We start from the raw sequence: 24562 nt of genomic DNA, 5'->3' as shown, positions 1-24562 counted from the left end.
GGAAAGGGCGGGGGAAACCCCGCCCTTTTTCGTTGGTCAGACGGCGGTGCCCACCAGCTTGCCGATGCCGAAGGTGACGGCCATGGCGATCGCACCCCAGAAGCTCACGCGCAAAACCGCCCGCGCGGGCGGGGCCTTGCCCGCCCATGCCCCCAGCCAGCCCAGCAGCGCCAGCGCGAGCAGGGTGGTGACGGCGATCACAAAGGCGATCTGCGGCTCCGGCGCGAACCGCACCGCCAGCAGCGGCAGCGCCGCCCCGGCGGAGAATGTCAGCGCAGAGGCCAGCGCCGCCTGCAACGGCCGGGCGACGGTGGCCGCCGTGATGCCCAGTTCGGCCCGCGCATGCGCCGCCAGCGCATCATGCTCGCTCGTCTGCCGCGCGGCCTGCTCGGCGGTGGGCCGGTCCATCCCCCGCTCCATGTAGATGGCGGCCAGTTCGGCCAGCTCCACCTCCGGCTGCGCCGCCAGTTCCGCCGCCTCCCGCTTCAGATCGGCGGTTTCCGCATCTTTCTGCGAACTGACGGAGACATATTCCCCCGCCGCCATCGAAAGCGCGCCAGCCGCCATCCCGGCGATCCCCGCCAGCAGGATGTCGGATCGGCCCGTTCCGGCGCCCGCCACGCCGATCACAAGACCCGCGGTAGACAGGATGCCGTCATTCGCGCCCAGCACCGCCGCCCGCAGCCAGCCGATCCGCTCCACGGCATGCGGTTCGGGATGGGCGGCGCGGCGCATCGGCTCAGGCGGCGGCCTGGCCGGGCGGCGCGCTGTCTGGCGTCACCGGCTCCAGATCGTCCGGGCTGGGGCTGCGCGTCGCCTGCCAATAGTGCACCAGCGCGAAGGGCCAGTTCTGGCTGACGCGACCGCTGGCGTTCTTGTACCAGCTGGTGAAGCCCTGCTGCCCCCATGCCATCATCGCATTTTCCGCATCCACCTTGGCGTTGAAGCTGTCATGCACGTCCTGCCGAACGGTGAAGGGGCCTTGCGCCGCGATCAGGCGCGCAGCTTCCGTAATGTAGTTCACCGCACATTCCGAGAAGAAGATGATCGATCCGTTCACCACGATATTGGTGTTCGGCCCATAAATCATGAAGAAATTGGGGAAGCCGGGCACCATCATTCCCAGATAGGCGCGGGCGTCTCCGGCCCAGCTTTCGTGCAGATCCTTGCCACTCAGCCCCTTCACCGTGAAGCTGCGCAGGAAATCCGATGCGTGGAAGCCGGTGCCATAGATCAGCACATCGGCCGGGTGGCGCTGGCCGTCCGTGGTGATCACCGCGTCGGCCTCCACATGGTCGATCCCGGTCGTCACCAGCTCCACATTGTCGCGCTGCAACGCTTTCAGCCACACGCCATTGTCGCGCAGCGAACGCTTGCCGCCGAACGGATAGCTCGGCACCACATGCGGCAGCAGATGCGGGTTCGCCTCCACCTGCGCGGCGATCTTTTCCACCAGAGCGGCGCGCAACTCGGCATTGGCCGCGCCAATGGTGCCCTCGGGGCCATTCCAACCCTCTTCCGCCGTCACGTTGGGAATGATGCCGTCCGTCAGCATCCAGAACAGCCAGAAGCGATACCATTTGTCGTAGTTGGGGATATGCTCCACCGCCCACTGGAAGGCGTCCGGCACCGGATCGTGATAATTGTCGGTGGGCCCAAGCCATGGCGGGGTGCGCTGGAACACGTCCATATGCGCCACCTCTGGCGCGATTTCCGGCACGAACTGGAAGGCCGACGCCCCCGTGCCGATCACCGCAACCCGCTTGCCCTTCAAATCCACGTCAGGCCGCCAGCGCGCCGAATGGAAGGCCGGGCCGGCGAAGCTGTCGCAGCCGGGAATATCCGGGTAACGCGGCTCGTTCAGCTGCCCCACGGCAGAGATCAGAATGTCGCTTTCCATCGGCCCGGCAGAGGTCCGCACCCGCCATTTGCCGCGTGCACCGTCCCATTCCGCCGCCTCCACCTTTGTGTTGAAGCGGATCAGGTCACGCAAGCCATGCTGGCTGGCGAAGCGCTGGAAATAGCCCAGCAGCACCTCGCCCTGGCTGTAGAATTCCGGCCAGTCATGGTTCGGCTCGAACGAATAGCTATACAGGTGGTTGGGCGTATCCACCCGCACGCCGGGGTAGCGGTTCAGGAACCATGTGCCGCCCACGTCGGAATTCGCCTCAACGATGGTCACCTCCACGCCCGCCTGCCGCAGCCGGTAAGCCGCCAGCAGGCCGGACATGCCCGCGCCCACGATCAGCGCCGTCAGCTTGCGCGGCGCGGCGATGGGGGCGGGGGCCTTGTGGTCCACCCCGTCCAGCGCCAGCTCCTCCTGCAGGAAGGGCAGGTAATGCGCGGGCACTTCGCCGCCCGCGATCCAGCTGATCATGCGGCTGATGCGCGCTTCGGACGGCGCATCGGCCATCTTCGCCTCGCCAGAGAGGATCGGCCACAGCACCCGGTCCGCCTCGGCACGGATTTTCGCCTGCACCTCGGGCGGGAAATCGCCCATGCCATCGCCGAAGAAATCATAAACGGGGATGCCAAGGTCCAGCAGCGAATCATCGCCGCTGGCCTGCACCGCGCACAGGGCGAGCGTCGGCAAATGCGTGGTGACGAGCGCCGCTTCGAAATCGGCGCGCGAAAGCTTGGTCATGATCCTCTCCTCTTTCGGCCCGTTGGACCGCCAGAGGCGCGAGGCGACAAGCTACGCCTTTAGAGCGGTCTCCAGCCGGTTTGGACCACCGGGATCGCCTTCGGCGACCGGAGGCGTGTTTGGGCGAACCAAGGGGGGCGTCGCCGTGTCGGTCACGATGCTCAAGCATCGCTCCCTCCTTGCTCCTACCCCTTGGCCCGCCCAAACACGTCTCGGTGATCCAAACCGGCAGGAGGCCGCTCTAGGGAAGGCTGCGCAATTCGACGGGCAGGCCCAGCGCCTTCAGCTGCGGCTCCAGAGTCGCCTTGTCCCCCACCACGATGAACACCAGATCGGCGGCGGCGGGCAGGGGCGATTGCCGCACCGCCTGCAGCGGCACCGCCTCGATCCGCGCCGGCAGAGTCGCCAGATAATCGTCAGGCCGGTTCAGCACCACCGCGCGCTCCAACGCCCCCAGCATCGCCCCGCCGGTTTCGAAATCGGCAGGCAGGCTGCGGATGGAGGAGGCGCGGGCGCGGTCCACCTCCGCCGCCTCGGGCGGGCGCTTGCCATGAAATTCGTCCAGCAAGCCCCGGATCGCCGCGATGGATTCACCCGCCCGCGCCCGATCCACCGGCGCCGTCAGCAGAAAGGGCATGTTCCCCCGCGTCGGCGCAGCAGAGGAGGACGCGCCATAAGACCAGCCCTTTTCCTCGCGCAGCAATTTGTTCAACCGGCTGGTCGCCAGCCCACCGAACACGTCATTGGCAAGGCCCAGCGGCAGGATGTCGTCACGCCCGGTCAGCGGCAGCGGCGCACCAGCCAGAATGAAGGCCTGCGGCGCACCGGGGCGATCATAAAGCACCACCTTGCCGGGGGCCTGCGGAGCAGGCACCGCCGCCTTCGCCAGCGGCAGCGGCGCGGCGGCGGGCTTCAGCTTGCCGAAACTCTGCTCCAGCAGCGGCAGAACTTCGGCCATGGAGGTATCGCCCACCACGAACAACACCGCGTCCGCCGGTTGCAGCAAGGCCGCGTGGAAGGCCGCCAGATCGGCGCGCGTCACCGCCTTCACGCCATCCGGCGTGCCATTGCCGTTGAAGCTCTGCCCATAGGGATGCGCCGGCCCATAGATCAGCGCGGGCGCGGCGCGGATCGCCACCCCGCCCGGCTCGGTGGCTTCATTGGCAAGGTCCGCCAGCACCTGCCCGCGAATCCGTTCCAGCTGATCCTCCGGAAAGGCGGGGCGGCTGACGATATCGGCGAACAGTTGCAGCGATGGGGCAAGGTTCGGCGTCAGCGTGTTCAGGTTGATGCGCGTGCGATCCAGCGCGGCAGAGGCGGAGACGCTGCTGCCCAGCCGCTCCAGCCGCCGGGCGATTTCCGGCCCGTCCAGCGCGCCCAGCGCGCCGTTGGTTCCTTCACGCAGCAGCCCAAGCATCAACCGTTGCGTGCCCGGCTTCGCCCTGCTGTCAGCCGAAACTCCGCCGTCCAGCGCCAGCTGCATGCGCACCACCGGCACGGCATGATTGGCGACGAACTGCACCTTCATCCCGTTCGAGAGCGTGGCGCGCTCGATCTTCGGCGCGGTCAGTTTCGTGATGTCCCCGGCGGCGGGCGCACCCAAGCTGCGGTCTGCGGGCGTGCCCTGCGGCTGGAAGCCGGGCGTGGCGGGCTTTGCAGCGTCCGTCACCACGCGCTCGGCTTGCGGTGCGTCGATGCTGGTCGGGTTGCGCTCGCCGGGCATCAGCGTCACGCGGTGATCGTTGGGCGTCAGCCAACGCGCGGCGGCGGCTTTCACGGTTTCCGGCGTGGCTCCGGCGATTTCCGCCAGCTGCCGCTTGTAATCAGCCGGATCATTGGAAAACACCGCGCCTTCGGCCAGCGTCTGCCCCTTGCCGCCGAAACCGCCCACCTGCTCCAACGCGCGGATCGTTCCCGCGACGGAGCGGGTGGCGATGCGGTTCAGCTCGTCGGCGCTGGGGCCGGTCTGTTTCCATTCCGCCAGCAACTCGTCGATGCGCTTTTCCACCTGCGCCGGGTCCACGCCGGGGCGCACTTCCGCGCCGATCATGGCGATGCTCGCGCCTTCCCAGCCATACACATCGGCGGACACCCCCACCGCCAGCCGCTCGCGCCGCACCAGCCTGTCATACAACAGAGAGGTCGGGCCGCTGCCGAAGGTCGCCAGCCCCACTTCCAGCGCCGCCATGCCGGGCGTGTCCTCGCCGGGCAGCGGCCATGCGCGCATCAGCTGCACGGTCGCCACCTTGTCCGTCAGCGTCTGCCTTGTGGGTGCGCTGCGTTCGGGCACCGGGCTGGCGAAGCGCGCGGGCGTCGGCCCGGGCGGAATCTGCCCGAACCAATGCTCAACCATTGGCCGCGCCGTTTTGGCGTCGATATCGCCGGCCAGCACCAGCACGGCGTTGTTCGGGCCATAATGGCCCCGGAACCAGTTTTTCGCATCCTCCACACCGGCCGCGCGCAGGTCCGGCTCGCGGCCGATGGCGGGGATCGAATAGGGGTGGCTCGCCGGATAGAGCGCCGCCAGCAGCGCCGGGAACAGCAGCCCGCCCGGCTGGTTCTCGCCGTCGCGCTTCTCGTTCAGCACGATCTCGCGCTCGGAACTCACCACCTTCTCGTCCAGCGCGGGCAGCAGCCAGCCCATGCGATCGGATTCCAGGAACAGGGCCAGATCCAGCGCCGGGGTCGGCACCGTCTGGAAATAGTTGGTGCGGTTGAAATCGGTGGTGCCGTTGAACTGGCTGCCGCCCGCTTCCTCCAGCGGCTTGAAATGATCCACCCGGCTGTGTTCGGAACCCCGGAACATGATGTGCTCGAACAGATGCGCAAAACCGGACCGGCCCTTCGGCTCGTCCACAGAGCCGACATGATACCACACATTCACCGAAACGATGGGTGCCTTGCGGTCGGTATGCACGATCACGCGCAGCCCGTTGGCCAGCGTGAACTGCTCGTAAGGAATGTCCACCTTGGCGACCAGCGCGCTCAGCGGCGCGGGGTTTTGCTGCGCAGCAATCGCAGTGGCGGCAACGGCCGGAACGGCCGAAAGCGGGGTGGCGGCGAGCAGCGCCGCAAGGATCAGCTTTTTCATCATGACAGGCTCGTCGTCACCACTTCGGTCAGGTCTCGTGAAAGGCCGGGCGTGTGCGCGATGCGCTCCAGCTCGGCCCGCATCAGCGGCCTCCATGGCTCGGCCAGCCGCCGCCAGCGCGCCAGCGGCTGCACCAGCCGCGCGGCGGATTGCGGGTTGATGCGGTCCGCCGTCAGCACATGCCCGGCCAGCAGCGCATAGCCCGCGCCGTCGCGATCGTGAAAGCGCGTCTGGTTCATGGCGAAGCCCAGCACCAGCGCGCGCAGCCGGTTCGGGTTGCGCGCATCGAACCGCGGATGCTGCGCCAGCGCCTCCACCACCGCCCGCGTGTCGGGGCGCGTGGAGGAGGATTGGGCGAGGAACCATTTGTCCAGCACCTCGGGCAGCAGGTCATAGCGCGCCGCGAACAGCCGCAACGCATCGTCCCGTTCGGCACCTTGCGAATGCGACAGCGCCGTCAGCGCCGACATCCGGTCCGTCATATTGGCAGCGCCACTGAACTGGCCAAAGGCCGCTGCGGTCGCCTCCGCCCCGTCATCCGCCAACAACAGGGAGAGCAAAATCCCCTTCAGCCGCCGCAGCCCCTTCGCGCGCGGAGCCTGCCCCTCCGGCGCGTCGCAACCGCGCCACGCCGCCCACAACGGCTCACGCAGCGCAGACAATAGGCTGCACCGCAATTCCTCGCGCGCGGCATGGATCGCCTCCGGGTCCACGATCGGCATCCGGTCGCCGATCAGCGCCTCGCTGGGCAGCAGCAGTGTTTCGGCCACGAAGGCCGGATCGTCCCCCGCCTTCGCCAGCAGCGCGCGGGCCGCCTCCACAACTTCGTCATGGCCGATGGCCACACCGCCCGCCGCCGACGCCGTCAAGGCAGACAACATCAATTGCTGCACCGCCTCGTAACGGGCGAACGGGTCATCCTCATGCGCGGCCAGCACCAGCAACTCGTCGCGTCGCGGCGCAGGCTCGATCAGGATCGGGGCCGCAAACCCCCGGTTCAAAGACAGGATCGGCGCTTCGGCGATCCCCTCGATTGACAGCCGCGTCTCCGCATCCGTCAGCAGCAAATCGTCGCGCTCCAGCAGCTTGCGGCCATCCGCTGCGAACAGCGCGAAGCGCAGCGGAATGGGCAGCGGCGCAGCACCGGGCAGCTTCGGGTTGGATTGGCGGATCAGCAGCTCCAGCCGTCCGTCCGCATGCGTCGCCTGCACAGCCACCCGCGGCGTGCCCGGCTGCTCATACCAGCGGCGGAACAGCTCGGATTCCAGCCCTTGCGACTGCATGGCGGCCAGAAAATCCTCCACCGTCGCCGCCGTGCCGTCATTGTCGGCGAAATAGCGATCCGTCGCGGCGCGGAATTTCGCCGCCCCCAGCCGCGTCGCCATCATGCGGATCAGCTCCGCACCCTTGTCATACACGGTCGCGGTGTAGAAATTGCTGATCTCGGCGTAGCTTTCGGGGCGAACGGCGTGCGCCAGCGGCCCCTCATCCTCGGGGAACTGGCTCGCGCGCAGCTGCCGCACCCCCTCGATCCGCTTCACCGCCGCCGAGCCGATGTGGGCAGAAAACTGCTGATCCCGGAACACGGTGAAGCCTTCCTTCAGGCTCAGCTGGAACCAGTCCCGGCAGGTCACGCGGTTGCCGGACCAGTTGTGGAAATATTCATGCGCCACGATCGCCGCGATGGCGTCATAGTCCCAGTCGGTCGCGGTATCCGGATCCGCCAGCACATATTTGGCGTTGAAGATATTGAGGCCCTTATTCTCCATCGCGCCGAAGTTGAAATCATGCACCGCGACGATGTTGAACACATCCAGATCATATTCGCGGCCATAAACCTGTTCATCGAACGCCATGCTGGCCTTCAGGCTCTCCATCGCATGGCGACAACGCGGCACATCGGCCGCGGCGACCCAGATCCCCAGCTTCACCGTGCGGCCGGATAGCGTGACGAACGCATCCTCCAGCGCCTGCAAATCGCCCGCCACCAGCGCGAACAGATAGGAGGGCTTGGGGAAGGGATCGTCCCACTCCGCGAAATGCCGCCCGTCCGGCAGCGCCCCGGCCGCCCCGGGATTGCCGTTCGCCAGCAGCACCGGATAGCGCGCAGCATCCGCCTCCAGCCGAACCTGATAACGGCTCAGCACATCGGGCCGGTCGGGGAAGAAGGTGATGCGGCGAAACCCCTCAGCCTCGCACTGGGTGCACAGGTTTCCGCCCGAGCTATACAGCCCCATCAACCGGCTGTTCGCGGCCGGGCGAATGGCCACCACGGTCTCGATCAGCGCTTCGTCGCCGTCGATCTCCAGCACCAACCCCTCCGGCGCGGCATTCACCGGCCGAACCACGCCATTCACCGCCAGAGACAGCAGCTCCAGCTCCTCGCCGTCCAGCTGCAGCGCCGACGCATGCGCGCCGTTCCGCCGCACCCGCATTCGCGCATGCACCAGTGTCCGCTCCGCATCCAGCTCGAACCGCAGCGCCATTTCGGGCACCAGCCAGTCCGGCGGGCGATAATCCACCAGACGCTTGCGGGCCGGGGCGACAGGTGCGGGCGAGTCCATCCGCCAGACCTAGGGGGCGGCGCGGCCGGGTGCAACCGGGGTGCGGGGGATGTTGGAGGCCTCCGGCGGCCCGGGCTCTGCCCGGGACCCGGCACCCTCCCCTTCAGGGTGGGGGCCATCCGCTTGGCGCGAGGGTCGGCGTGAATGCCTGCGGCGCTTTGGGGTGAGCCGCGCCTCCGTTACCGCAACTGGCTATCCTTGCTCCCCCGCCGGTTGATTGCGGAGAGCGCACGGGCGCCGTCATTTTCTGTCTGGCAGGTCACGCAGGTTCGCACGCCGGGCATGGCGGCGCGGCGGCGTTCGGGGATGGGTTCGCCGCAATCGGCGCAATGGGTAGCGCTTTCGCCGCTGCTGAGGCGGGCGCGAGCCAGCAGCACGGCGTCTGTCACGCTGTCGTCAATCTGATCCTGCACGGCACCGTCGCGCGCCCATCCGCCTGCCATTGGCCTGTCCTTTCGGTAAGCCGAGGATATGGGATGGCGCGGGCGCTGTCCAAGAGGGGTCAGCGGCGGCTGGCGAAGAAGGCCTTCAGCAGAGCGGCGGCTTCGGCTTCGGCGATGCCGCTGATGATTTCCGGTGCGTGGCGGCTGTGGGCGAAGATGCGCGGGCCATGCTCCACGCCGCCGCCCTTCGGGTCGGCTGCGGCATAGACCAGCCGGGCGATGCGGGCTTCGGCGATGGCGGCGGCGCACATCGGGCATGGCTCCAGCGTGACCCACAGGGTGCAGCCGATCAGCCGCTCGCTGCCCAGCCGGGCGGCGGCATCGCGGATGGCGAGGATCTCGGCGTGGGCGGTGGGATCGGGCAGGGTTCGGGTGAGGTTGTGCGCTTCGGCCAAGGTCGATCCGTCGGGCGCGGTCAGCACCGCGCCGACAGGAACTTCCGCTTTCGCGGCGGCTTCCTGCGCAAGCGCGAGGGCGCGGGCCATGTGCGGGCTGGGCGGAAACGGCATGGGCCATAACTGCGCGCGCGCCGCCGCAATGGCAATTGTGGATTGATCTGCACTTGCCTTCGCACGCGCTGGCGGCTTTTTATACAGCACTGAAATGTGAAGGGGGATCAGGGATGGCGAGACAGGCGAAGCTGCTGTGGCAGGTGGTGCGGCCCGGGCAGAAGCCGGTTTCAGAGGCGATCGCGGGCAGCGTGGGCGTGGCGGGCGATCTGGCCAACATGGTGACGGACAGCGTGCAGGCGTGGATGCTGGCAGCGCTGTTCGCGGGCGGGGCGGCCGTTGCGCTGTATTTCTGCCTGAAACAGGTGCAGCCCGCCGCAGTGGCGGAGGGGCCGGATCTGGACGAGAAGATCAAGTGCCTGCCCTGCGACATCGGCCATTTCATGACCCTTTCGGCCGCGGTGTTTTCCATCCTGTGGATGATCGGCGGCGGCGGATCGGGGATCGAGGCCATCGGCCAGCGGCTGGGCGTCATCGAGCAGAAGCTGGACGTGGTGGCCGAAGATGTGGGGGATATTCGCGACGCTTCGCAGATCAACATCCCCATCAAGCGGCCGAAAACGGCGGCGGACCATTACCATAACGCGTTCCTGTTCCACCAATTGCGGGGCGACAGCCAGACGGCGTGGACGGAGGCGCAGGCGATGTATGCCGGCACCGCACCGCGCAAACTGGATGCGGCGCAGCTCTATTATGACGTGGCCTCTGCGGCGCTGGGGCAGGCGCAGGCGCTGGCGAAGCTGCGCGAACTGGCGGCCAGCACGGGCGACCCTTCGCTGACGGTGGTGCTGGCGCGGGCCGAGACGGACCCGGCGCGCAGGCAGGAAATCGTGGCCGGGTTGCAGGCGCAGGCCCCCGATTACCCGTTCAGCTGGTGGGACCCGATGCGCCCCGAGGCAGCCTCTGCCCCCGGCTTTTCCCGGCGCGATATCCAGCAGGTGGCAGATAAGCTGGATTCGCAGATCGCCGGGCTGGTCAAGTTTCGGGAACTCTATGGCGCGCAACCGGCCTCCCACTGGTTTTTCCGGCCCAATTTTCAGGGCAATCTGGTGGACATGGCAGGGCAAATGGAAACCAGCCTGAAAGGCACGCGCGGCACCTACGACCAGATTCTGAGCGGCGAAGTCGCTCGCAAGGCGCGGGAGGATGCGAAGCGGCAGTTCGAAGAAGCCCGGGCGGCGCGGTAAAAGACGGGCGGCGCGGCCCTGTTCAGGGCCGCGCCGACATCGTTGAGTTCCGCTTACCCGGCGTCAGGCCTGAACAGCCGCCCTCCGGCGTCAGACTTGTGCAGCCGCCCTCCGGCGGCGGGCTGCCGCGCCGACGATGCCGAATCCGGCGATCATCAGCGCCCAGCTGGCTGGTTCGGGCACGGCCCCGGCGTCGACCCATGTGCGGAAGCCGCGATCCGCAGCGGCCTGCGTCCAGCTGAGACCATGGTCTTCGCTCAGCCGGTTCACACCACCCGGATAGTCGATGTAGGTGGACGTCACGCCGCCATCGTTCGTCATGCCGAACGTCCAGTTGTAGGTGTTGTTATAGTTCGACGGGCCGATCGAGAGCAGCAGCGAGAATGTCTCGCCGGCGGTCTGGAAAAAGCCGAGACTCGAGACGTCGACGCTGAGATAGTCGCCATCGTTCGCCTGTGCCACCGTCGGCACCAGCAGGTAAGATGTGGAGATGCTGCCTGCAGAGGTCCAGCCGCTGTCCGTCACCTCGCCATGGCCGATGCGCAGCACCAGATCGGCATCGCCCACGACATGCGCGACCTGCAGATCGACTCGCGTGAGTTGCCCCGAAATCCCGGCGGTAACAGACATCGCCTGCCAGCGCTCGTAATTGCCGTTGCGGCGAAGCGTGGACGCGGCGGGCAGATAGCCCGGATCCTGTGGCAGATAAGCCGCCTGATCGACAACAGATGCTGCCAATGCCGGTGTCGTCGCAAAACTGGCAGCCGCCAGCGCGAAGTAAAATATCGTTTTCATAACCCCTCCGTTTTCCCCACGGAGAGGCTATGAAAGTTATTGACGCAACACAAGACAAAAGAAGTTAACGAACCTCAGCCGGTCGCCTTCAGATTGCGGGACAGCCGCTTGCGCTCGTTCGGATCCAGATAGCGTTTGCGCAGGCGGATGTTCTTGGGCGTGACTTCGACCATTTCATCGTCTTCGATATAGGCGATGGCCTGTTCCAGCGTCATGATTTTCGGCGGGGTCAGGCGGATCGAGTCGTCCTTGCCGCTGGCGCGGAAGTTGGTGAGCTGCTTCGACTTCATCGGGTTGACTTCAAGATCGTCGGTCTTGGCGTTTTCGCCGATGATCATCCCTTCATACAGCGCTTCGCCCACACCCACGAACAGGATGCCGCGCTCTTCCAGCGGCCCCAGCGCATAGGCCACGGCTTCGCCCGCGCCGTTGGAGATCAGAACGCCGTTCTTGCGGCCTTCGATCCGACCCTTGTGGGGGCCATATTTCTCGAACAGCCGGTTCATGATGCCGGTGCCGCGCGTGTCGGACAGGAATTCGCCATGATAGCCGATCAGCCCGCGCGACGGCGCGGAGAAGGTGATGCGGGTCTTGCCGCCGCCCGAGGGCCGCATGTCCGTCATCTCGGCCTTGCGGATGTTCATCTTGTCGACGACCGTGCCCGAGAATTCATCGTCCACGTCGATGACGACGGTTTCATAGGGTTCGGTCTTGTTGCCGTCCGCATCCTCGCCGAACAGCACGCGCGGGCGCGAGATGCCCAGTTCGAAGCCTTCGCGGCGCATCGTCTCGATCAGAACGCCCAGCTGAAGTTCGCCGCGCCCGGCGACTTCGAAGCTGTCCTTGTCGGCGCTTTCCGTCACCTTGATGGCGACGTTGGATTCCGCTTCGCGCATCAGGCGGTCGCGGATCATCCGGCTCGTCACCTTGGTGCCTTCGCGGCCGGCCATGGGCGAATCGTTCACTGCAAAGCGCATGGACAGCGTCGGCGGGTCAATCGGCTGCGCCTTGATCGGCTCCGTCACCGAGGTGTCGGCGATGGTGTTCGACACGGTCGCGACGGCAAGGCCGGCAAGGCTGATGATGTCCCCGGCGCGGGCTTCGTCCACCGGCACACGATCGAGGCCGCGGAACGCCAGCACCTTGGAGGCGCGGCCGGTTTCCAGCACCTTGCCGTCGGCGTCGATGGCGTGGATCGCCTGATTGACCTTCAGCGTGCCCGACTGAACGCGCCCGGTCAGCATGCGGCCAAGGAAATTGTCGCGATCCAGCAGCGTCACGAGGAAGCTGAACGGCGCATCGACGTCGAGCGCCGGGGCGGGGACATGATCGACGATCTTCTGGAACAGCGGCTCCAGCGTGCCTTCGCGCTTGGTGGGGTCTTCATTGGCATAGCCATTGCGGCCGGACGCATAGAGAACCGGGAAATCGAGCTGTTCATCGGTGGCGTCCAGCGTCACGAACAGGTCGAACACTTCGTCCAGAACTTCCTGAATCCGCTCGTCCGGGCGGTCGATCTTGTTGACGACGACGATAGGGCGCAGGCCCAGCGCCAGCGCCTTGCCCGTCACGAACTTCGTCTGCGGCATCGCGCCTTCCGACGAATCGACCAGCAGGATCACGCCATCCACCATGGAGAGGATGCGCTCCACCTCGCCGCCGAAGTCGGCGTGGCCGGGAGTGTCGACGATGTTGATGCGGGTGCCGTTCCATTCCACCGACGTCGGCTTCGCGAGGATGGTGATCCCGCGTTCCTTTTCCAGATCGTTGGAATCCATCGCGCGCTCTTCCACACGCTGATTGTCCCGGAAGGTGCCGGACTGGCGGAAAAGCTGATCGACGAGGGTGGTCTTGCCATGGTCGACGTGGGCGATGATCGCCACGTTGCGGAGTTGCATGCGGGGTTCCAGATTGCGGGAGGGAGAAGTTGCGGCGGCGCATACATGAAATGCTGTGCCGCAACAAGCGCGGCGATCCGAAGCTTCCGCACGGCAGGCCGAAACCGCTGCACACAGGGGGTTTAGGGGGATGCGCGCATAGGGCGCGGTTGACTTTGCGAGCGGCCGGAGCCTATCGAATTAACCGTGTCGAACAAGAGGTGTGACGGCCCGGCAAGGGCTTGCTCCACCGCGGGAAACAGGCCCCGCCAAAGGCCTGAAGGGACGTTCTGGTGGACGACGCGAATGTGGACAGCGCGAACGGCGTTCCGCCGCTGCAAGACGGGCCGCCGTTGAATGACGGGCCGGCTGACGACGTGTCCCAGCCCGAAGACGCGCTGACCCCGGCCCGGCCTGCAACGGCGCGCGCCCGCAAGCGGGCCGCCAGCGCCGAAACGACAGTCGAAGTCGCCGCAGACGCACCTGTTGAAATTGTCGCTGAACCGCGCACCATCGGCGAGGCGCTGCGCCGCGCGCGCGAAGCCGCCGGGCTGACGCTGGCGCAGGTGGCCGAACGCACCAAGGTGCGCCCCGGAATCCTTGGCGAAATCGAAGCCGACGATCATGAAAAGCTGCCCGCGCTGACCTATTCGCTGGGCTTTGTGAAGGCCTATGCCCGCACCGTGGGGCTGGACCCGAACGCCGCCGCCGAACGCTATCGGCTGGAGAGTCAGAAGGGCGATCCGATCCCCACAATGGTGGATTTGCAGCCGCTGGAGGAAAAGCGCCTGCCCTCTCCGTTGCTGGTGGCCGGAAGCGTGGCGCTGCTGCTGCTGCTGCTGGGCGGCTTCTGGGCCTGGGGGGCCGGATGGCTGACGCCCGCGCCGCCGCCGGTGCCGGAAACGCATGAGCAGGCCGATGCCCCCGCCGAGCCGGAGGCCGATGAAGCCGCCGGGGCTGATGCCGCCCCCGCCGCCGCCAACCCGGCGGACCCGGTGACGCTGACGGCGAAAGAGGAGGTGTGGCTGCGCATTTCCGACGGGCAGGAAACCTTCTTCATGGGCACGATGAGCCCCGGCCAGACCATGACCCTGCCGCAAGGCCGGGACTGGACGCTGCGCACCGGCCGCGCCGGCGCGCTGGACGTGAAAGTGGGTGCCACCGCGATCCCGCCGCTCGGCGGCGCTGCGGACCATGTGCGCAACCTCTCCCTGAAACCGGCGGATCTGCTGGCCCGGCCCGCGCCCGCCGCCGGGGGCCTGCCCGCCACCCTGCGGCCGGGGATCGCGCCGCCCGCGGCGTCTCCCCCTGCCGCACAGCCTGCTCCAGCGGGCTGATTCAGCTTGCCGCAAGGGCCGGTCTGGCTTTTCTCGGCCCCTATGATGACGGATTCGCGGAGCAACATGATGAAATCTCTTGTCGCGGGCCTTTCGGCGCTGGCGATCGCCGGGCCAGCTCTCGCGCAGAGCACACCCGCAAGTCAGGCGCAGGTCGGCCAGATCGACAAGCGCGTGGGCGTGCTGGAAAGCCAGATGCGCGCGGTGCAGCGGCAGGTGTTCCCCGGCGGTGACAAGCGCTTCTTCGCGCCCGAAGTGGTGGCCGAAGCCCAGCCCGCCGCGCCCGCGCCGGGCACGCCCGCGACCTCGCCGCTGGTCGACCTGACACAGCGCGTCACGGCGCTGGAAACCCAGCAGCGCGCGCTGACAGGGCAGGTGGAAGAGCTTCAGTTCAAGCTGCGGCAGATGGAATCCGCCATGCAGAAGCTGGAAGCGGGCACCATCGCGCGCTTCGATGCGCTGGAAGGCAAGGGCGCGGCCCCCGCAACGCCCGAAACCGCCGCGCCGGTTCCGCCGCCGGTGGTGAAGGCCCCCACGGCCACCCCGCCCGCCAAGCCGCCCGTGGCAACGCCGCCCGCCGCGACCCCGCCCGCCACGCCGCCTGCAACCGCCGGTGCCGATCCGCTCACCGCGCAATATGAGGCGGGCTATGCGCTGTATGAAAAGGGCGATTTCGCCGGGGCGGAAAAGGCGCTGAAAAGCTTCGTGGAGGCCAATCCGAAACACGCCCGCGCCTCCAACGCCGCCTTCTGGGCCGGGCGCGCACAGCTGCAACAGGGCGATCCGGCCAATGCCGCGCGCACCTTCTACGCCGGTTACCAGAACAGCCCCAAGGGCCAGCGCGCGCACAACAGCTTGTTGTGGCTGGCGAAATCGCTTCTGGAAACCAAGGGCCCGAAATCGGTGAAGGCCGCCTGCGATACGCTGGACCAGCTGGGGAAATCCTTCCCGGATCGGATGACCGGCCAGTTCGCAGCCGATGTCGCCGCCACCCGCGCGCAGGCGAAATGCACGCCCTGATGCCCCGATGGGGCCGCTGACCGCCGACAGCTTCGCAGCCGAAGTGCTGCGGCTTGCCCCCGAATCCTCTGGGGCGAACCTCGCCATCGCCGTGTCCGGCGGGCCGGATTCGCTGGCGCTGATGGCGCTGGCAGCCGACAGTTTCGGCCCCCGCGCGCATGTGCTGAGCGTGGATCATGGCCTGCGTGGCGAGGCGGCTGGCGAATGCGCGATGGTCGCCACCCTCGCCGCCGGGCTGGGGTTGCCGCACGCCACGCTGACAGTCTCGGTTGCCTCCGGCGGAGACTTGCAGGCCCGCGCGCGAACCGCCCGCTATGCAGCGCTTGCCGGCTGGTGCCGCGCCCGGCAAATCGGCGTGCTGATGACGGCGCATCACGCCGACGATCAGGCCGAAACCCTGCTGTTGCGGCTCGCGCGCGGCAGCGGCCTCTCCGGGCTGGCCGCCATCCGCGCCCGTAGCGAACGCGATGCGGTCACGCTGATCCGCCCCTTGCTCGGCTGGCGGCGCGCCGATCTCGCCGCCCTCGTGGCGGCGCGGGGCTGGACGCCCGCAGACGACCCCTCCAACCGCAACCCCCGCTTCGATCGCACACAGGCGCGCGCCGCGCTCACCGCTCTGCCATGGCTGAACCCAGATCGGCTGGCCGCCAGCACCGCCCACCTCGCCGAAGCCGAAGCCGCACTCGCATGGGCCGCCGCCCGCGCCTTCGCCACCCGCAGCGAACCGCGCGGCGACGCCCTGCTGCTGGACCCGGACGGTCTCCCCGCCGAACTCCGCCGCCGCCTGCTGGCCGATGGCTTGCGCAGCTTCGGCGTCGAAGCCGACGGCCCGGCACTGGCCCGGCTGCTGGCCCGGCTGGAAGCGGGCGGCTCCGGCACGCTGGGGGCGGTGCAGGCGCGGGGGGCGGGGGGGCGGTGGACGCTGAAGGTTGCGCCTGCGCGGCGGCTGGGTTGAGGCGGATAGGGTGGAGGCCTCCGGCGGCTCGGGCTCTGCCCGAGACCCGGCAGGGGCGTGACGCCCCTGCACCCCCGGACTTTTTCTTAGCCCCTCCCCTTGAGGGGAGGGGTTGGGGTGGGGGCCATCCGCTTGGCGTGAGGTTGGAGTTTATTGCCTGCGGCGCTTAGGAATTTTGTCCCGATATCCCTCCCCCCCGCTCAGGCTGAGCTTGTCGAAGCCTCATGTGGAATGACCCCGGCCTCAACCGTTGCGCTTTTGCTTCGGGGGCTTCGACAAGCTCAGCCTGAGCGGGTTGGAAAGCGGGTTGGGGTAAACGGCGGGTTTTGGGGTGAGTTTGTGGGGATGGTGGTGGATCAGGCCAACCGGTGACACCCCCTCTCCATCTCTCCCCCTTGCAGGGGGAGAGGGCTTCGTCGCGCCGCAGGCAATCGAATCTGATCACTCGCACGACGCTGGAGCTTGAGCACAACGCCAACTTTGAGGGTGCAGGGAAATCATTTCCCTGCCCGCCGGAGGCAAAAAACGGACTGCCGGATTCCAACGGCAAAGCCCTTGGTCGCCGGAGGCTCAAAACCCCAGCCGCCCCCACTACTCCAGCGCTGCCGCCACCTCTTTCGCCAACGCCATGAACTGGAAGTCCGTGCCCGGCGGATCGAAGGCGCGGCGGATGATGACGAGTTTGCGCGACGGCACGATCAGCGCGAACTGGCCCTGGTTGCCGATGAAGGCGTAGCTGCCTTCGGGCAGGCCCTGCGCCGGGCCGAGCAGCCAGATGGCGCGGCCATAGCCTTCGCCGTTGCGCCCGGCGGGTTGCGGGCCTGTCGGGGTGGTGGCCTCTCGCACCCAGTTCTCGGGCAGCAGCTGCTGCCCGTTCCACGCGCCATTGTTCAGGTGCAGCAGGGCGAGCCGGGCCATGTCGCGCGCGGTCATCCACACTTGCGAGGAGAGGATGGGGTTGCCCTGCCAGTCGCTTTCGATGGTGGTGCGGGTCATGCCCAGCGGCCAGAGCAGGTGGGTGTAGGCGAAGCTGGGCGCGGCTTCGCCCAGATCGGTATCCAGCGCGCGGGCGGCCAGCAGGGTGTCGTTGTTGGCATAGTTGAAGCGGCTGGCGGGCCGCACTTCCAGCGGCGCGGCACCGGCGGTTTCCGGCACGGTGGAGCCGCCGAAATAGAGCGAATCCGTGCGGTTGCCGGGGCCGTTGGTCCACAGGCCCGATTGCATGCGCAGCAGTTGATCGACGGTGATGACGGCGCGTGGATCTCCGGCGGCGGCCCATTCCGGCACATGCGCGGGGGCCATCACGTCGATCACCCCCAGCGCGACGGCGCGGCCGATCAGCGCGGCGGCGAGCGACTTGGCGACGGAGAAGGTGCGTTGCGGCGTGTGCATGCCGATGCCGCGCGCATAGCGTTCAGAGACGATCTTGCCATCCTGCACCACCAGCAGCGCCGAGGTGCGGCCGTTCGCGCCGAAACGGGTGCCCGTGAAGGCATCCGCCACCGCGAGGTCCAGCGCGCGGCGTTTTGCGGCGGGCAGGCTGGCGGTGGCCAGCCGGTCGCCCTGCGGCCAGATGCGGGCGTCCATCGCCTTCACGTCCGGCCCGCCGATCAGCGAGGGCGGCATCGGCACCTGCCCGGCCCCGCCGCCGGATGGCGGCTGAGAAAGGCCTGCGCCGATGGGCAATTGCACGCAGCCACGCCCTTCCACGAACTGTGCGACGCGGGGCGGGGCGGCATCCCCGGCCCCCACTTCCACCCGCTTCGCCGTGCGGTCGATGCGCGCGGGCAGCCCGGCGATATGCGGCGCGAGATCGGTGTAGGCGGCCTGCAGATCATTGGCCGTCACAGTGGCTTCATCCAGCCCGGCGACGAACAGGCCGGAGCAGAGGAACCCTGCCTTCCAGCCCGCCGCGAGCGCCAGCGTGCGCGCGTTCGGCGCGACCTGCGCGAACGAGGGGGCAGCCAGCGCGAACGCCGTCAGCGCGGCTAGAACAGGCTTCCATCCGGCATGATGTCGCGCCCGGTCAGCTTCCGGTGTTGCCGGATGGCGAACCTGTCCGTCATGCCCGCCACATAATCCCCCACGATCCGCGCCCGCCATGGTTCCTCCTCTGTCTTGCATCGGTCCCGCCAGCCTTCCGGCAGTTCGCCCGGGCTGGCGTGCCAGGCGGCGAACAAGTCCTCCACCATCTGCTCTGCCGGGGCGCGGATGCGCTTTACGGAGGCATGGGTGTACATGGTGCGCATCAGATAGGCGCGCAGCGGCCCCAGTTCGGCCAGCAGCGCCGGGGTGAAGCCCGCGATGGGGCGGCCCGCCGCGCGCACGTCCGCCACGCGTTGCGGCTGCACGGTCGCCAGATTGGCGCGGGTTTCGGCGAGCAGGCTGTCCACCATCGCCCCGATCAGGTCCCGCACCAGTTGCGGTCGCAGCCGCCGCAGCCGGGTTTCGCCGGGCCAGCGCGCCTTCACTTCGCGCCACAGCGTATCGACCAGCGGCACCGCCTCGCACACGGCGTCCAGTTCCAGCAGCCCGGCGCGCAGGCCATCGTCCAGATCATGCGCGTTATAGGCGATGTCGTCCGCCAGCGCCGCCACCTGCGCTTCCAGCCCGGCGAAGCTGGAGAGGTCCAGCGGCCAGACCTCCTCCTGCGCGGCCAGCGCCCAGCCGGGGTTCGCAACCGGGCCATTGTGCTTCGCCAGCCCCTCCAGCACCTCCCAGCTGAGGTTCAGCCCGTCATAGGCGGGGGTGCGGCTTTCCAGCAGCGTCAGGATGCGGATGGCGTGGCCATTGTGATCGAAGCCGCCATAGGGGGCCATCACCCGTTGCAGCGCGTCTTCGCCGCTGTGGCCGAACGGCGGGTGGCCCAGATCATGGCCCAGCGCCACCACTTCGGCCAGATCCTCGTCGATCTTCAGCACGCGGGCGATGGTGCGGGCAATCTGCGCCACTTCCAGGCTGTGCGTCAGCCGCACGCGGAAATGATCTCCATCCGGGGCGACGAATACTTGCGTTTTGTAGCGCAGGCGGCGGAAGGCGGTGGAGTGGATCAGCCTGTCCCGATCGCGCGCAAACGCCGTGCGGATGGGGCTTTCATCCTCGGCGAACAGGCGCCCGCGCGACCGGGTGGGATCGGTGGCGAAGGGCGCGCGCGGCATGGCGGATGCGGTCGCCTCGTGGCCCGTGCAAGTCAATCAGAATCCGAACTGAACGGCGAGGCGCGGGCCGATCACGAAGTTGGTGAAGCACCAATCGGGATCGTTGGAGCGGTAACGCATGGCCTCCGCGGCCAGTTGCAGCGTCAGCGCCTTCGTCACCGGCAGTTCGGCAGAGGCTGCCACATGGGCACGGTTCACGCTGCGATGCCGCCCGAATTCGGGATCATAATCATAGAATCGCTGTTCCACATCGCCGGAAACGACGATCCCCACCGGCCCCGCCTGCCAGCCCTGTTGCAACGACAGCCCGATCACGTTGCGATCCGCCACGCCGCCACTGGTGGGGGAACGGGTGGCGAAGGCTTCCAGCGCGGTATCGCCGAAGCTGCGCGACACCCCCACGCTGAAGCCGTGGCGGGTGAGGTCGTGGGTGTCGAACCGGTCCAGATAGACGGCGACAACATCATAGCGCAGCCATGGCGCAAACTGCTCCGTGGCGTCGCCCAGCGTGAGCGTGGCCGTGCCGAACCAGCCGCTGCTGTCATAGCCGCTGAGTGACATGTCCGACAGGAACAGCCCGCCCTCCACCGCCACTTCCAGCGATCCGGCTTGCCAGACGCGCCCCAGCGCCACTTCCGGGGCCAGATCGGTGCCGGTGCGCGGGTTGGACGGGGCAGACGCCGGGTTGCTCTGCCATACGAAGGGCAGCAGCACGCCCAATGTCCATGGCTTGCCTGCGTCAAAAGCGGCAGCCCCTTCGCCGCCCAGCGGAAAGCCATGCGGCTTATCCGTGCGGGAATCAGACGACACGCCCTGCGCATGGCCGCCCACGGCGGACAGCAGCAACGGCAGGGCCGCAAGGATCGGCAGGCCGCGCATGTCAGAAACTGACGCGGGCGAGAATCGTCGGGCCGATGATCAGGTTGGTGAAGCTGTGGCCTTCCAAATTGCTGTCGGTGCGGTGCAGGTCCGCCGTCAGCTGCATGTCCACGGCGCTCGCCAGCGGGATGATGGCGCGGGCGCGCAGCCGGGTGCGCAGCTGCTTTTCGCGCCCGCCCGGCTGCCAGTCGAAGCGGCGGCCCTCGATTTCGCCGCGCAGGTTCAGCACGCCCTGCCCCAACGGGAAGTTGTGGAACGCCGTGAGGCCAAGGCTGCTGCGCTCGGCGATGTCGATGGTGGCTTCCTGCCTGCGCAGATACAGATCGACGAAGGTCGGCCCCCAGCTGCGGCGAAAACCGGCGGAAAAAGTGTGGAACGTAACGATGTGGGACTGGAAGGTGCCGCCATAGGCGCGCCACGGCTCCCACGCGGCATAGGGCACCAGCCCCTCGCCCGGCGTGCCGCCCTCCAGCTCTACGGTGGCGAACAGGGCCGAACTGTCCAGCGCGCCATCCGACATGGAGGTGGGGGCGATCGCCCCCGCTTCCGTGAACAGGCGCAGCCCGCCGAGGTTCCAGCGCCGCCACAGCGAGAGATCGGGTGCCAGCACCACGCCGGGCTGCCTGTTCGCGGCGAACACATCACGGTTGGTGCGCCAGTCCCCGGCCAGCCGCATCTGGAACGTCCAGGGCGGGCGCGGGCCGACGCGAAGATCTTCATCCTCCGTCTCAGGCCCGTCCTGGCCATATTCGTCGCGATAATCCTCGATCAGGCCCAGATCCTGCGCGATGGCAGGAGCTGCGGCCCCGGCCGCCAGCAAGCCGATCAGAAGAGTGTGCATGCTACGCGTCACAATGTTGGCCATGGCTGCCCTTCTGACTCCCTCCAGCCATGGCCGTCAATGCGACATTTGCAGCGCTCAGCGCCCGAACGCGCCCGCCGCCTTCAGCGCCTCGATCTTCGCCGCATCATAGCCCAGCCCGGCCAGCAGTTCGGCGCTGTGCGCCCCATTCGCCGGTGGCGCGACCGGCGTGGCGGTCGGCGTGCCGGAATAGCGCGGCGCGGGCATCGGCTGCGTCATGCCGCCGATTTCCGCGAAGCTGCCGCGCGCCTTGTTGTGCGGATGCTCGGGCGCTTCCGCCATGGAGAGCACCGGCGCGAAGCAGACGTCCGTCGTTTCCATCAGCTCGCACCAGTGATCGCGCGGTTTGGATTTGAACAGCGCGGTCAGCTTCGCCTTCAGCGGGCCCCACTGGCGCTGATCCATCTGCGCGTCAAACTCCGGGTCTGCATCCAGCCCCGTCAGTTTGCGCAGCAGGGCATAGAATTGCGGCTCGATAGAGCCGATGGAGACGAACTTGCCATCGGCGCATTCGAACGTGTCATAGAAATGCGCGCCGGTATCCAGCATATTCACGCCCCGCTCGTCGGCCCAGGCACCCAGTCCGCGGAAGCCCCAGATCATGCCCATCAGCACGGCGGCCCCTTCCGTCATGGCGCAATCGATCACCTGACCTTTGCCGGTGGCGCGGGCGCTGAGAATGGCGGAGACCATGCCGAACGCCAGCATCATGCCGCCGCCGCCGAAATCGCCCACCATGTTGATGGGTGGCGTGGGCTTTTCGCCCGCGCGGCCATAGGTGTGCAGCGCGCCCGCCAGCGCGATATAGTTGATGTCGTGGCCCGCGGCGGGCGCATAAGGCCCCGTCTGCCCCCAGCCCGTCATCCGCCCGTAAACCAGCTTCGGATTGTCCGCCAGCAACACGTCCGGCCCCAGCCCCAGCCGTTCCATCACGCCGGGGCGCAGGCCTTCGAAGAAGCCGTCCGCCGATTTCGCCAGATCGCGCACCACGGCGATCCCCTCGGGCGATTTCAGATCCACCACGATGGATTTGCGGCTGCGGCCCAGCACCGGTTCCGGTGCCTGCGCGCCAGGGCGATCGATGCGGATCACCTCTGCGCCATGATCGGCCAGCATCATGCCCGCGAAGGGTCCGGGGCCGATCCCGGCCATTTCGATGATGCGAACGCCCTGAAGCGGCCCTGCCATGATTGTCTCTCCCTGAGTGTCGGTTCGCCCGTTGCGTGGCGCGACGGGCCGGGGGAATCAACCTGACGGATGGGCGGGGTGCGCTAGCCTCTGCCGCGATAGGGCGGCACGCCCTGATCGGGCAGCCAAAGCCCTTCTGGCGGCGGGCCGGATTGCCAGAACACGTCGATGGGGATGCCGCCGCGCGGATACCAATAGCCGCCGATGCGCAGCCATTTGGGCTTCATCTCGTCGAACAGCCGCCGGCCGATTCCCACCGTGCAGGCTTCGTGGAACCCGGCATGGTTGCGGAAACTGCCCAGAAACAGCTTCAGCGATTTCGATTCGACGATGGTCTCGCCCGGCGCGTAATCGATCACCAGATGCGCGAAATCCGGCTGGCCCGTAACCGGGCACAAAGAGGTAAACTCCGGCGCGACAAAGCGGATCAGGTAAAGCGCATCGGGATGCGGGTTGGGCGGATAATCCAGCACGGCCGCATCCGGAGAGGCGGGAAGGCCGGAGGACTGGCCCAGATGGGTGGGTTCGAAGGACATGCGCCCCAGATGGCGTGCCCGCGCGTCGAATGGAAGTGCCCCCCGCATCTGCACCGCCATATGGATAGAGCCTTGAAGCCCCGCCATCATGCTGCTAAGGCCGCGCCCCTGCTGGTTTCGCCGCTTTAGCTCAGCCGGTAGAGCACATCATTCGTAATGATGGGGTCAGGTGTTCGAGTCACCTAAGCGGCACCAGTTTTTCACTGTTAAATCAGTGAGTTGAGATTAGAGGTTCCGAATTTGCCATGCTTACATTTTGGAATTTCCGAAAAATGTAAGCATAATGTAAGCAATCGGGGACGTAATTCCGGCTGTTCCGGCGTGCATTCGTCGGTGTGGCGCCTCCTCTGAGGCCAGAAGCCAGCCCCAAATCGAAAATTGATGGTTAATCGCGACAGATTCGGCAGCGGCCGTGCAGAATGTTGCTTGAGGCTTTTTTCCCACTGCTCCAGATTAAATTCGGGTCGGCCCGATGGGTGCAGGTGTTGCGTAATGTCGATGCAATTGCGTCAGATCGAGTTTGTCATCGCGGCCGCCGAAAACGGCAGCTTTCGCAAGGCCGCTGCTGTCCTTCGTGTCCAGGAATCCGCAATCAGCAGGCAAATCCGTGAGCTGGAGCTTTCACTTGGCGCGCCGCTCTTCGACCGAAGCCCATCTGGCGTTCGCCTGAACGCTGCGGGAAGAGATTTTGTTACTCGGACAAGGCGGGCATTATCCCACATTGAACTGGCAAGGAACGTGGTTGGCAGACGCAGTGCCGCAAATGAAGGTGAACTACGCATCGGAATTTTTTCATCGATGGCTTCCGGCTATCTGCCAAGTCTGATCAGCGAGTTCCGGTCCAGGCACGCTGGCGTCGACCTTGTTTTCATTGAATGCAACCCTGCGGAGCACGTTGCCGCGATCAGGAAGCACACAACTGACATTGCATTTCTTACCGGCACAAAGGGGTGGGCAGACTGTGAAAGCAGGCAATTATGGACTGAGCGCGTGTTCGCTGCCCTTTCCACCGCACATAAGCTGGCTGAGGCAGCGGAGATTGAACTTGGCCTATTGTCCCACGAACGCTTTCTGGTGAGCGAGGCGCCGCCGGGCGAAGAAATTCATGACTTTCTCATTCAACAGCTCGCCGATCTTGGACATCACCCCGATATCCATCAGCAAAGCGTGGGCCGGGACAATCTCCTGCAGTTGGTGCGTCTGGAAATGGGAGTGACGCTAACGAGCGAGGCCACGACATCGATTTCAGTTCCCGGTATCGCATATGTCCCGCTGTCTTCCATAACGCTGCCCTTCTGCGCGGCCTGGTCATCTGGAAATACGAATCCAGCCCTTCACCGATTGCTCGAACTCATGCGGCCTGAATTGGTTGAATGAGAAACCACGCACCTTGAAAATCCTGCAACGCATTCAGGCTAAGCCTCCCACAAATCCGCTGGTCTGGTGAGGCCGTGGCAGGGCCATACGCATGAGCCCGCGACATCCCCGGGCGCGGCAGCGGGAACGGGCTTCCACCT

The 24562-nt window shown here is 67.0% G+C and carries 19 protein-coding genes and 1 tRNA gene; 6 read left to right on the top strand and 14 right to left on the bottom strand.

Translation table 11 applies throughout. The features are described 5' to 3' along the window. Window positions 1-36 precede the first annotated feature (36 nt). The 6 genes from FJQ54_RS15445 to FJQ54_RS15420 all read right to left on the bottom strand — a co-directional run bounded on the left by FJQ54_RS15445 (window position 37) and on the right by FJQ54_RS15420 (window position 9251). The gene (locus tag FJQ54_RS15445; RefSeq protein ID WP_140929321.1) at window positions 37-735 is read right to left on the bottom strand and encodes a VIT1/CCC1 transporter family protein; all 699 of its coding nucleotides are present in this window, start codon (window positions 733-735) and stop codon (window positions 37-39) included. Window positions 736-739: 4 nt separating this feature from the next. Beyond that, entirely contained in the window at window positions 740-2644 is a 1905-nt protein-coding gene (locus FJQ54_RS15440; RefSeq protein WP_140929320.1) for a flavin-containing monooxygenase, read from the bottom strand. Window positions 2645-2885: 241 nt separating this feature from the next. Beyond that, window positions 2886-5738, bottom strand: coding sequence for a M16 family metallopeptidase (locus FJQ54_RS15435; RefSeq protein ID WP_140929319.1), 2853 nt, complete (start codon window positions 5736-5738; stop codon window positions 2886-2888). Further along, window positions 5735-8299, bottom strand: a complete 2565-nt coding sequence (gene pepN, locus FJQ54_RS15430; protein ID WP_140929318.1) for an aminopeptidase N — start codon at window positions 8297-8299, stop codon at window positions 5735-5737. The genes FJQ54_RS15435 and pepN overlap by 4 nt, the downstream gene beginning before the upstream one ends. A gap of 179 nt (window positions 8300-8478) precedes the next feature. Next, entirely contained in the window at window positions 8479-8742 is a 264-nt protein-coding gene (locus FJQ54_RS15425) for a DksA/TraR family C4-type zinc finger protein (protein WP_140929317.1), read from the bottom strand. A 59-nt stretch (window positions 8743-8801) separates the two neighbouring features. Next, a complete protein-coding gene (locus FJQ54_RS15420; RefSeq protein ID WP_235890494.1) occupies window positions 8802-9251 on the bottom strand; it encodes a nucleoside deaminase in 450 nt (149 codons plus the stop codon). A gap of 113 nt (window positions 9252-9364) precedes the next feature. Here FJQ54_RS15420 and FJQ54_RS15415 point away from each other — a divergent pair, with 113 nt between their 5' ends. Beyond that, window positions 9365-10438, top strand: coding sequence for a hypothetical protein (locus FJQ54_RS15415; protein WP_140929316.1), 1074 nt, complete (start codon window positions 9365-9367; stop codon window positions 10436-10438). A 90-nt stretch (window positions 10439-10528) separates the two neighbouring features. On the opposite strand, the gene FJQ54_RS17875 is transcribed toward FJQ54_RS15415, so the two are convergent. Both FJQ54_RS17875 and typA read right to left on the bottom strand, forming a co-directional pair. Continuing rightward, on the bottom strand, window positions 10529-11233 hold the full coding sequence (locus FJQ54_RS17875) for a PEPxxWA-CTERM sorting domain-containing protein (RefSeq protein ID WP_235890493.1): 705 nt from the start codon (window positions 11231-11233) through the stop codon (window positions 10529-10531). Between the two features lie 74 nt (window positions 11234-11307). Then, on the bottom strand, window positions 11308-13131 hold the full coding sequence (typA, locus tag FJQ54_RS15405) for a translational GTPase TypA (RefSeq protein ID WP_140929315.1): 1824 nt from the start codon (window positions 13129-13131) through the stop codon (window positions 11308-11310). Window positions 13132-13403: 272 nt separating this feature from the next. Between typA and FJQ54_RS15400 the strand changes: the two genes are divergently transcribed. The 3 genes from FJQ54_RS15400 (at window position 13404) to tilS (ending at window position 16422) form a co-directional block, all read left to right on the top strand. Continuing rightward, entirely contained in the window at window positions 13404-14447 is a 1044-nt protein-coding gene (locus tag FJQ54_RS15400) for a helix-turn-helix domain-containing protein (protein ID WP_140929314.1), read from the top strand. Window positions 14448-14513: 66 nt separating this feature from the next. Beyond that, window positions 14514-15467, top strand: a complete 954-nt coding sequence (locus tag FJQ54_RS15395; RefSeq protein ID WP_140929313.1) for a tetratricopeptide repeat protein — start codon at window positions 14514-14516, stop codon at window positions 15465-15467. Between the two features lie 7 nt (window positions 15468-15474). After that, a complete protein-coding gene (gene tilS, locus FJQ54_RS15390) occupies window positions 15475-16422 on the top strand; it encodes a tRNA lysidine(34) synthetase TilS (RefSeq protein ID WP_140929312.1) in 948 nt (315 codons plus the stop codon). A gap of 591 nt (window positions 16423-17013) precedes the next feature. Here tilS and FJQ54_RS15385 read toward each other — a convergent pair. The 6 genes from FJQ54_RS15385 to queF form a co-directional block, all read right to left on the bottom strand. Next, window positions 17014-18525: a serine hydrolase domain-containing protein gene (locus tag FJQ54_RS15385; protein ID WP_140929311.1), complete on the bottom strand. Its 1512-nt coding sequence runs from the start codon at window positions 18523-18525 to the stop codon at window positions 17014-17016. Next, a complete protein-coding gene (locus tag FJQ54_RS15380) occupies window positions 18411-19580 on the bottom strand; it encodes a deoxyguanosinetriphosphate triphosphohydrolase (RefSeq protein WP_140929310.1) in 1170 nt (389 codons plus the stop codon). Before FJQ54_RS15380 ends, FJQ54_RS15385 begins: the two co-directional genes overlap by 115 nt. A 36-nt stretch (window positions 19581-19616) precedes the next feature. Further along, window positions 19617-20459, bottom strand: coding sequence for a hypothetical protein (locus FJQ54_RS15375; RefSeq protein ID WP_140929309.1), 843 nt, complete (start codon window positions 20457-20459; stop codon window positions 19617-19619). A 1-nt stretch (window position 20460) separates the two neighbouring features. Beyond that, the gene (locus FJQ54_RS15370; RefSeq protein ID WP_140929308.1) at window positions 20461-21324 is read right to left on the bottom strand and encodes a hypothetical protein; all 864 of its coding nucleotides are present in this window, start codon (window positions 21322-21324) and stop codon (window positions 20461-20463) included. 54 nt (window positions 21325-21378) lie between these two features. Continuing rightward, complete coding sequence (locus FJQ54_RS15365) at window positions 21379-22509, bottom strand: CaiB/BaiF CoA transferase family protein (protein WP_140929307.1); 1131 nt, start codon at window positions 22507-22509, stop codon at window positions 21379-21381. An 83-nt stretch (window positions 22510-22592) separates the two neighbouring features. Next, entirely contained in the window at window positions 22593-23045 is a 453-nt protein-coding gene (gene queF / locus FJQ54_RS15360) for a preQ(1) synthase (RefSeq protein ID WP_140929306.1), read from the bottom strand. Window positions 23046-23164: 119 nt separating this feature from the next. Here queF and FJQ54_RS15355 point away from each other — a divergent pair. Together FJQ54_RS15355 and FJQ54_RS15350 are read left to right on the top strand one after the other, a co-directional pair. Then, a tRNA-Thr gene (locus tag FJQ54_RS15355) sits at window positions 23165-23240 on the top strand. Between the two features lie 297 nt (window positions 23241-23537). Further along, entirely contained in the window at window positions 23538-24422 is an 885-nt protein-coding gene (locus tag FJQ54_RS15350) for a LysR family transcriptional regulator (protein ID WP_207790441.1), read from the top strand. The last annotated feature ends 140 nt before the right edge of the window (window positions 24423-24562 follow it).

The organism is Sandaracinobacter neustonicus, from assembly GCF_006385875.1.
Taxonomy (GTDB): domain Bacteria; phylum Pseudomonadota; class Alphaproteobacteria; order Sphingomonadales; family Sphingomonadaceae; genus Sandaracinobacteroides; species Sandaracinobacteroides neustonicus.
This window is presented reverse-complemented; position numbering and strand designations above follow the sequence as displayed.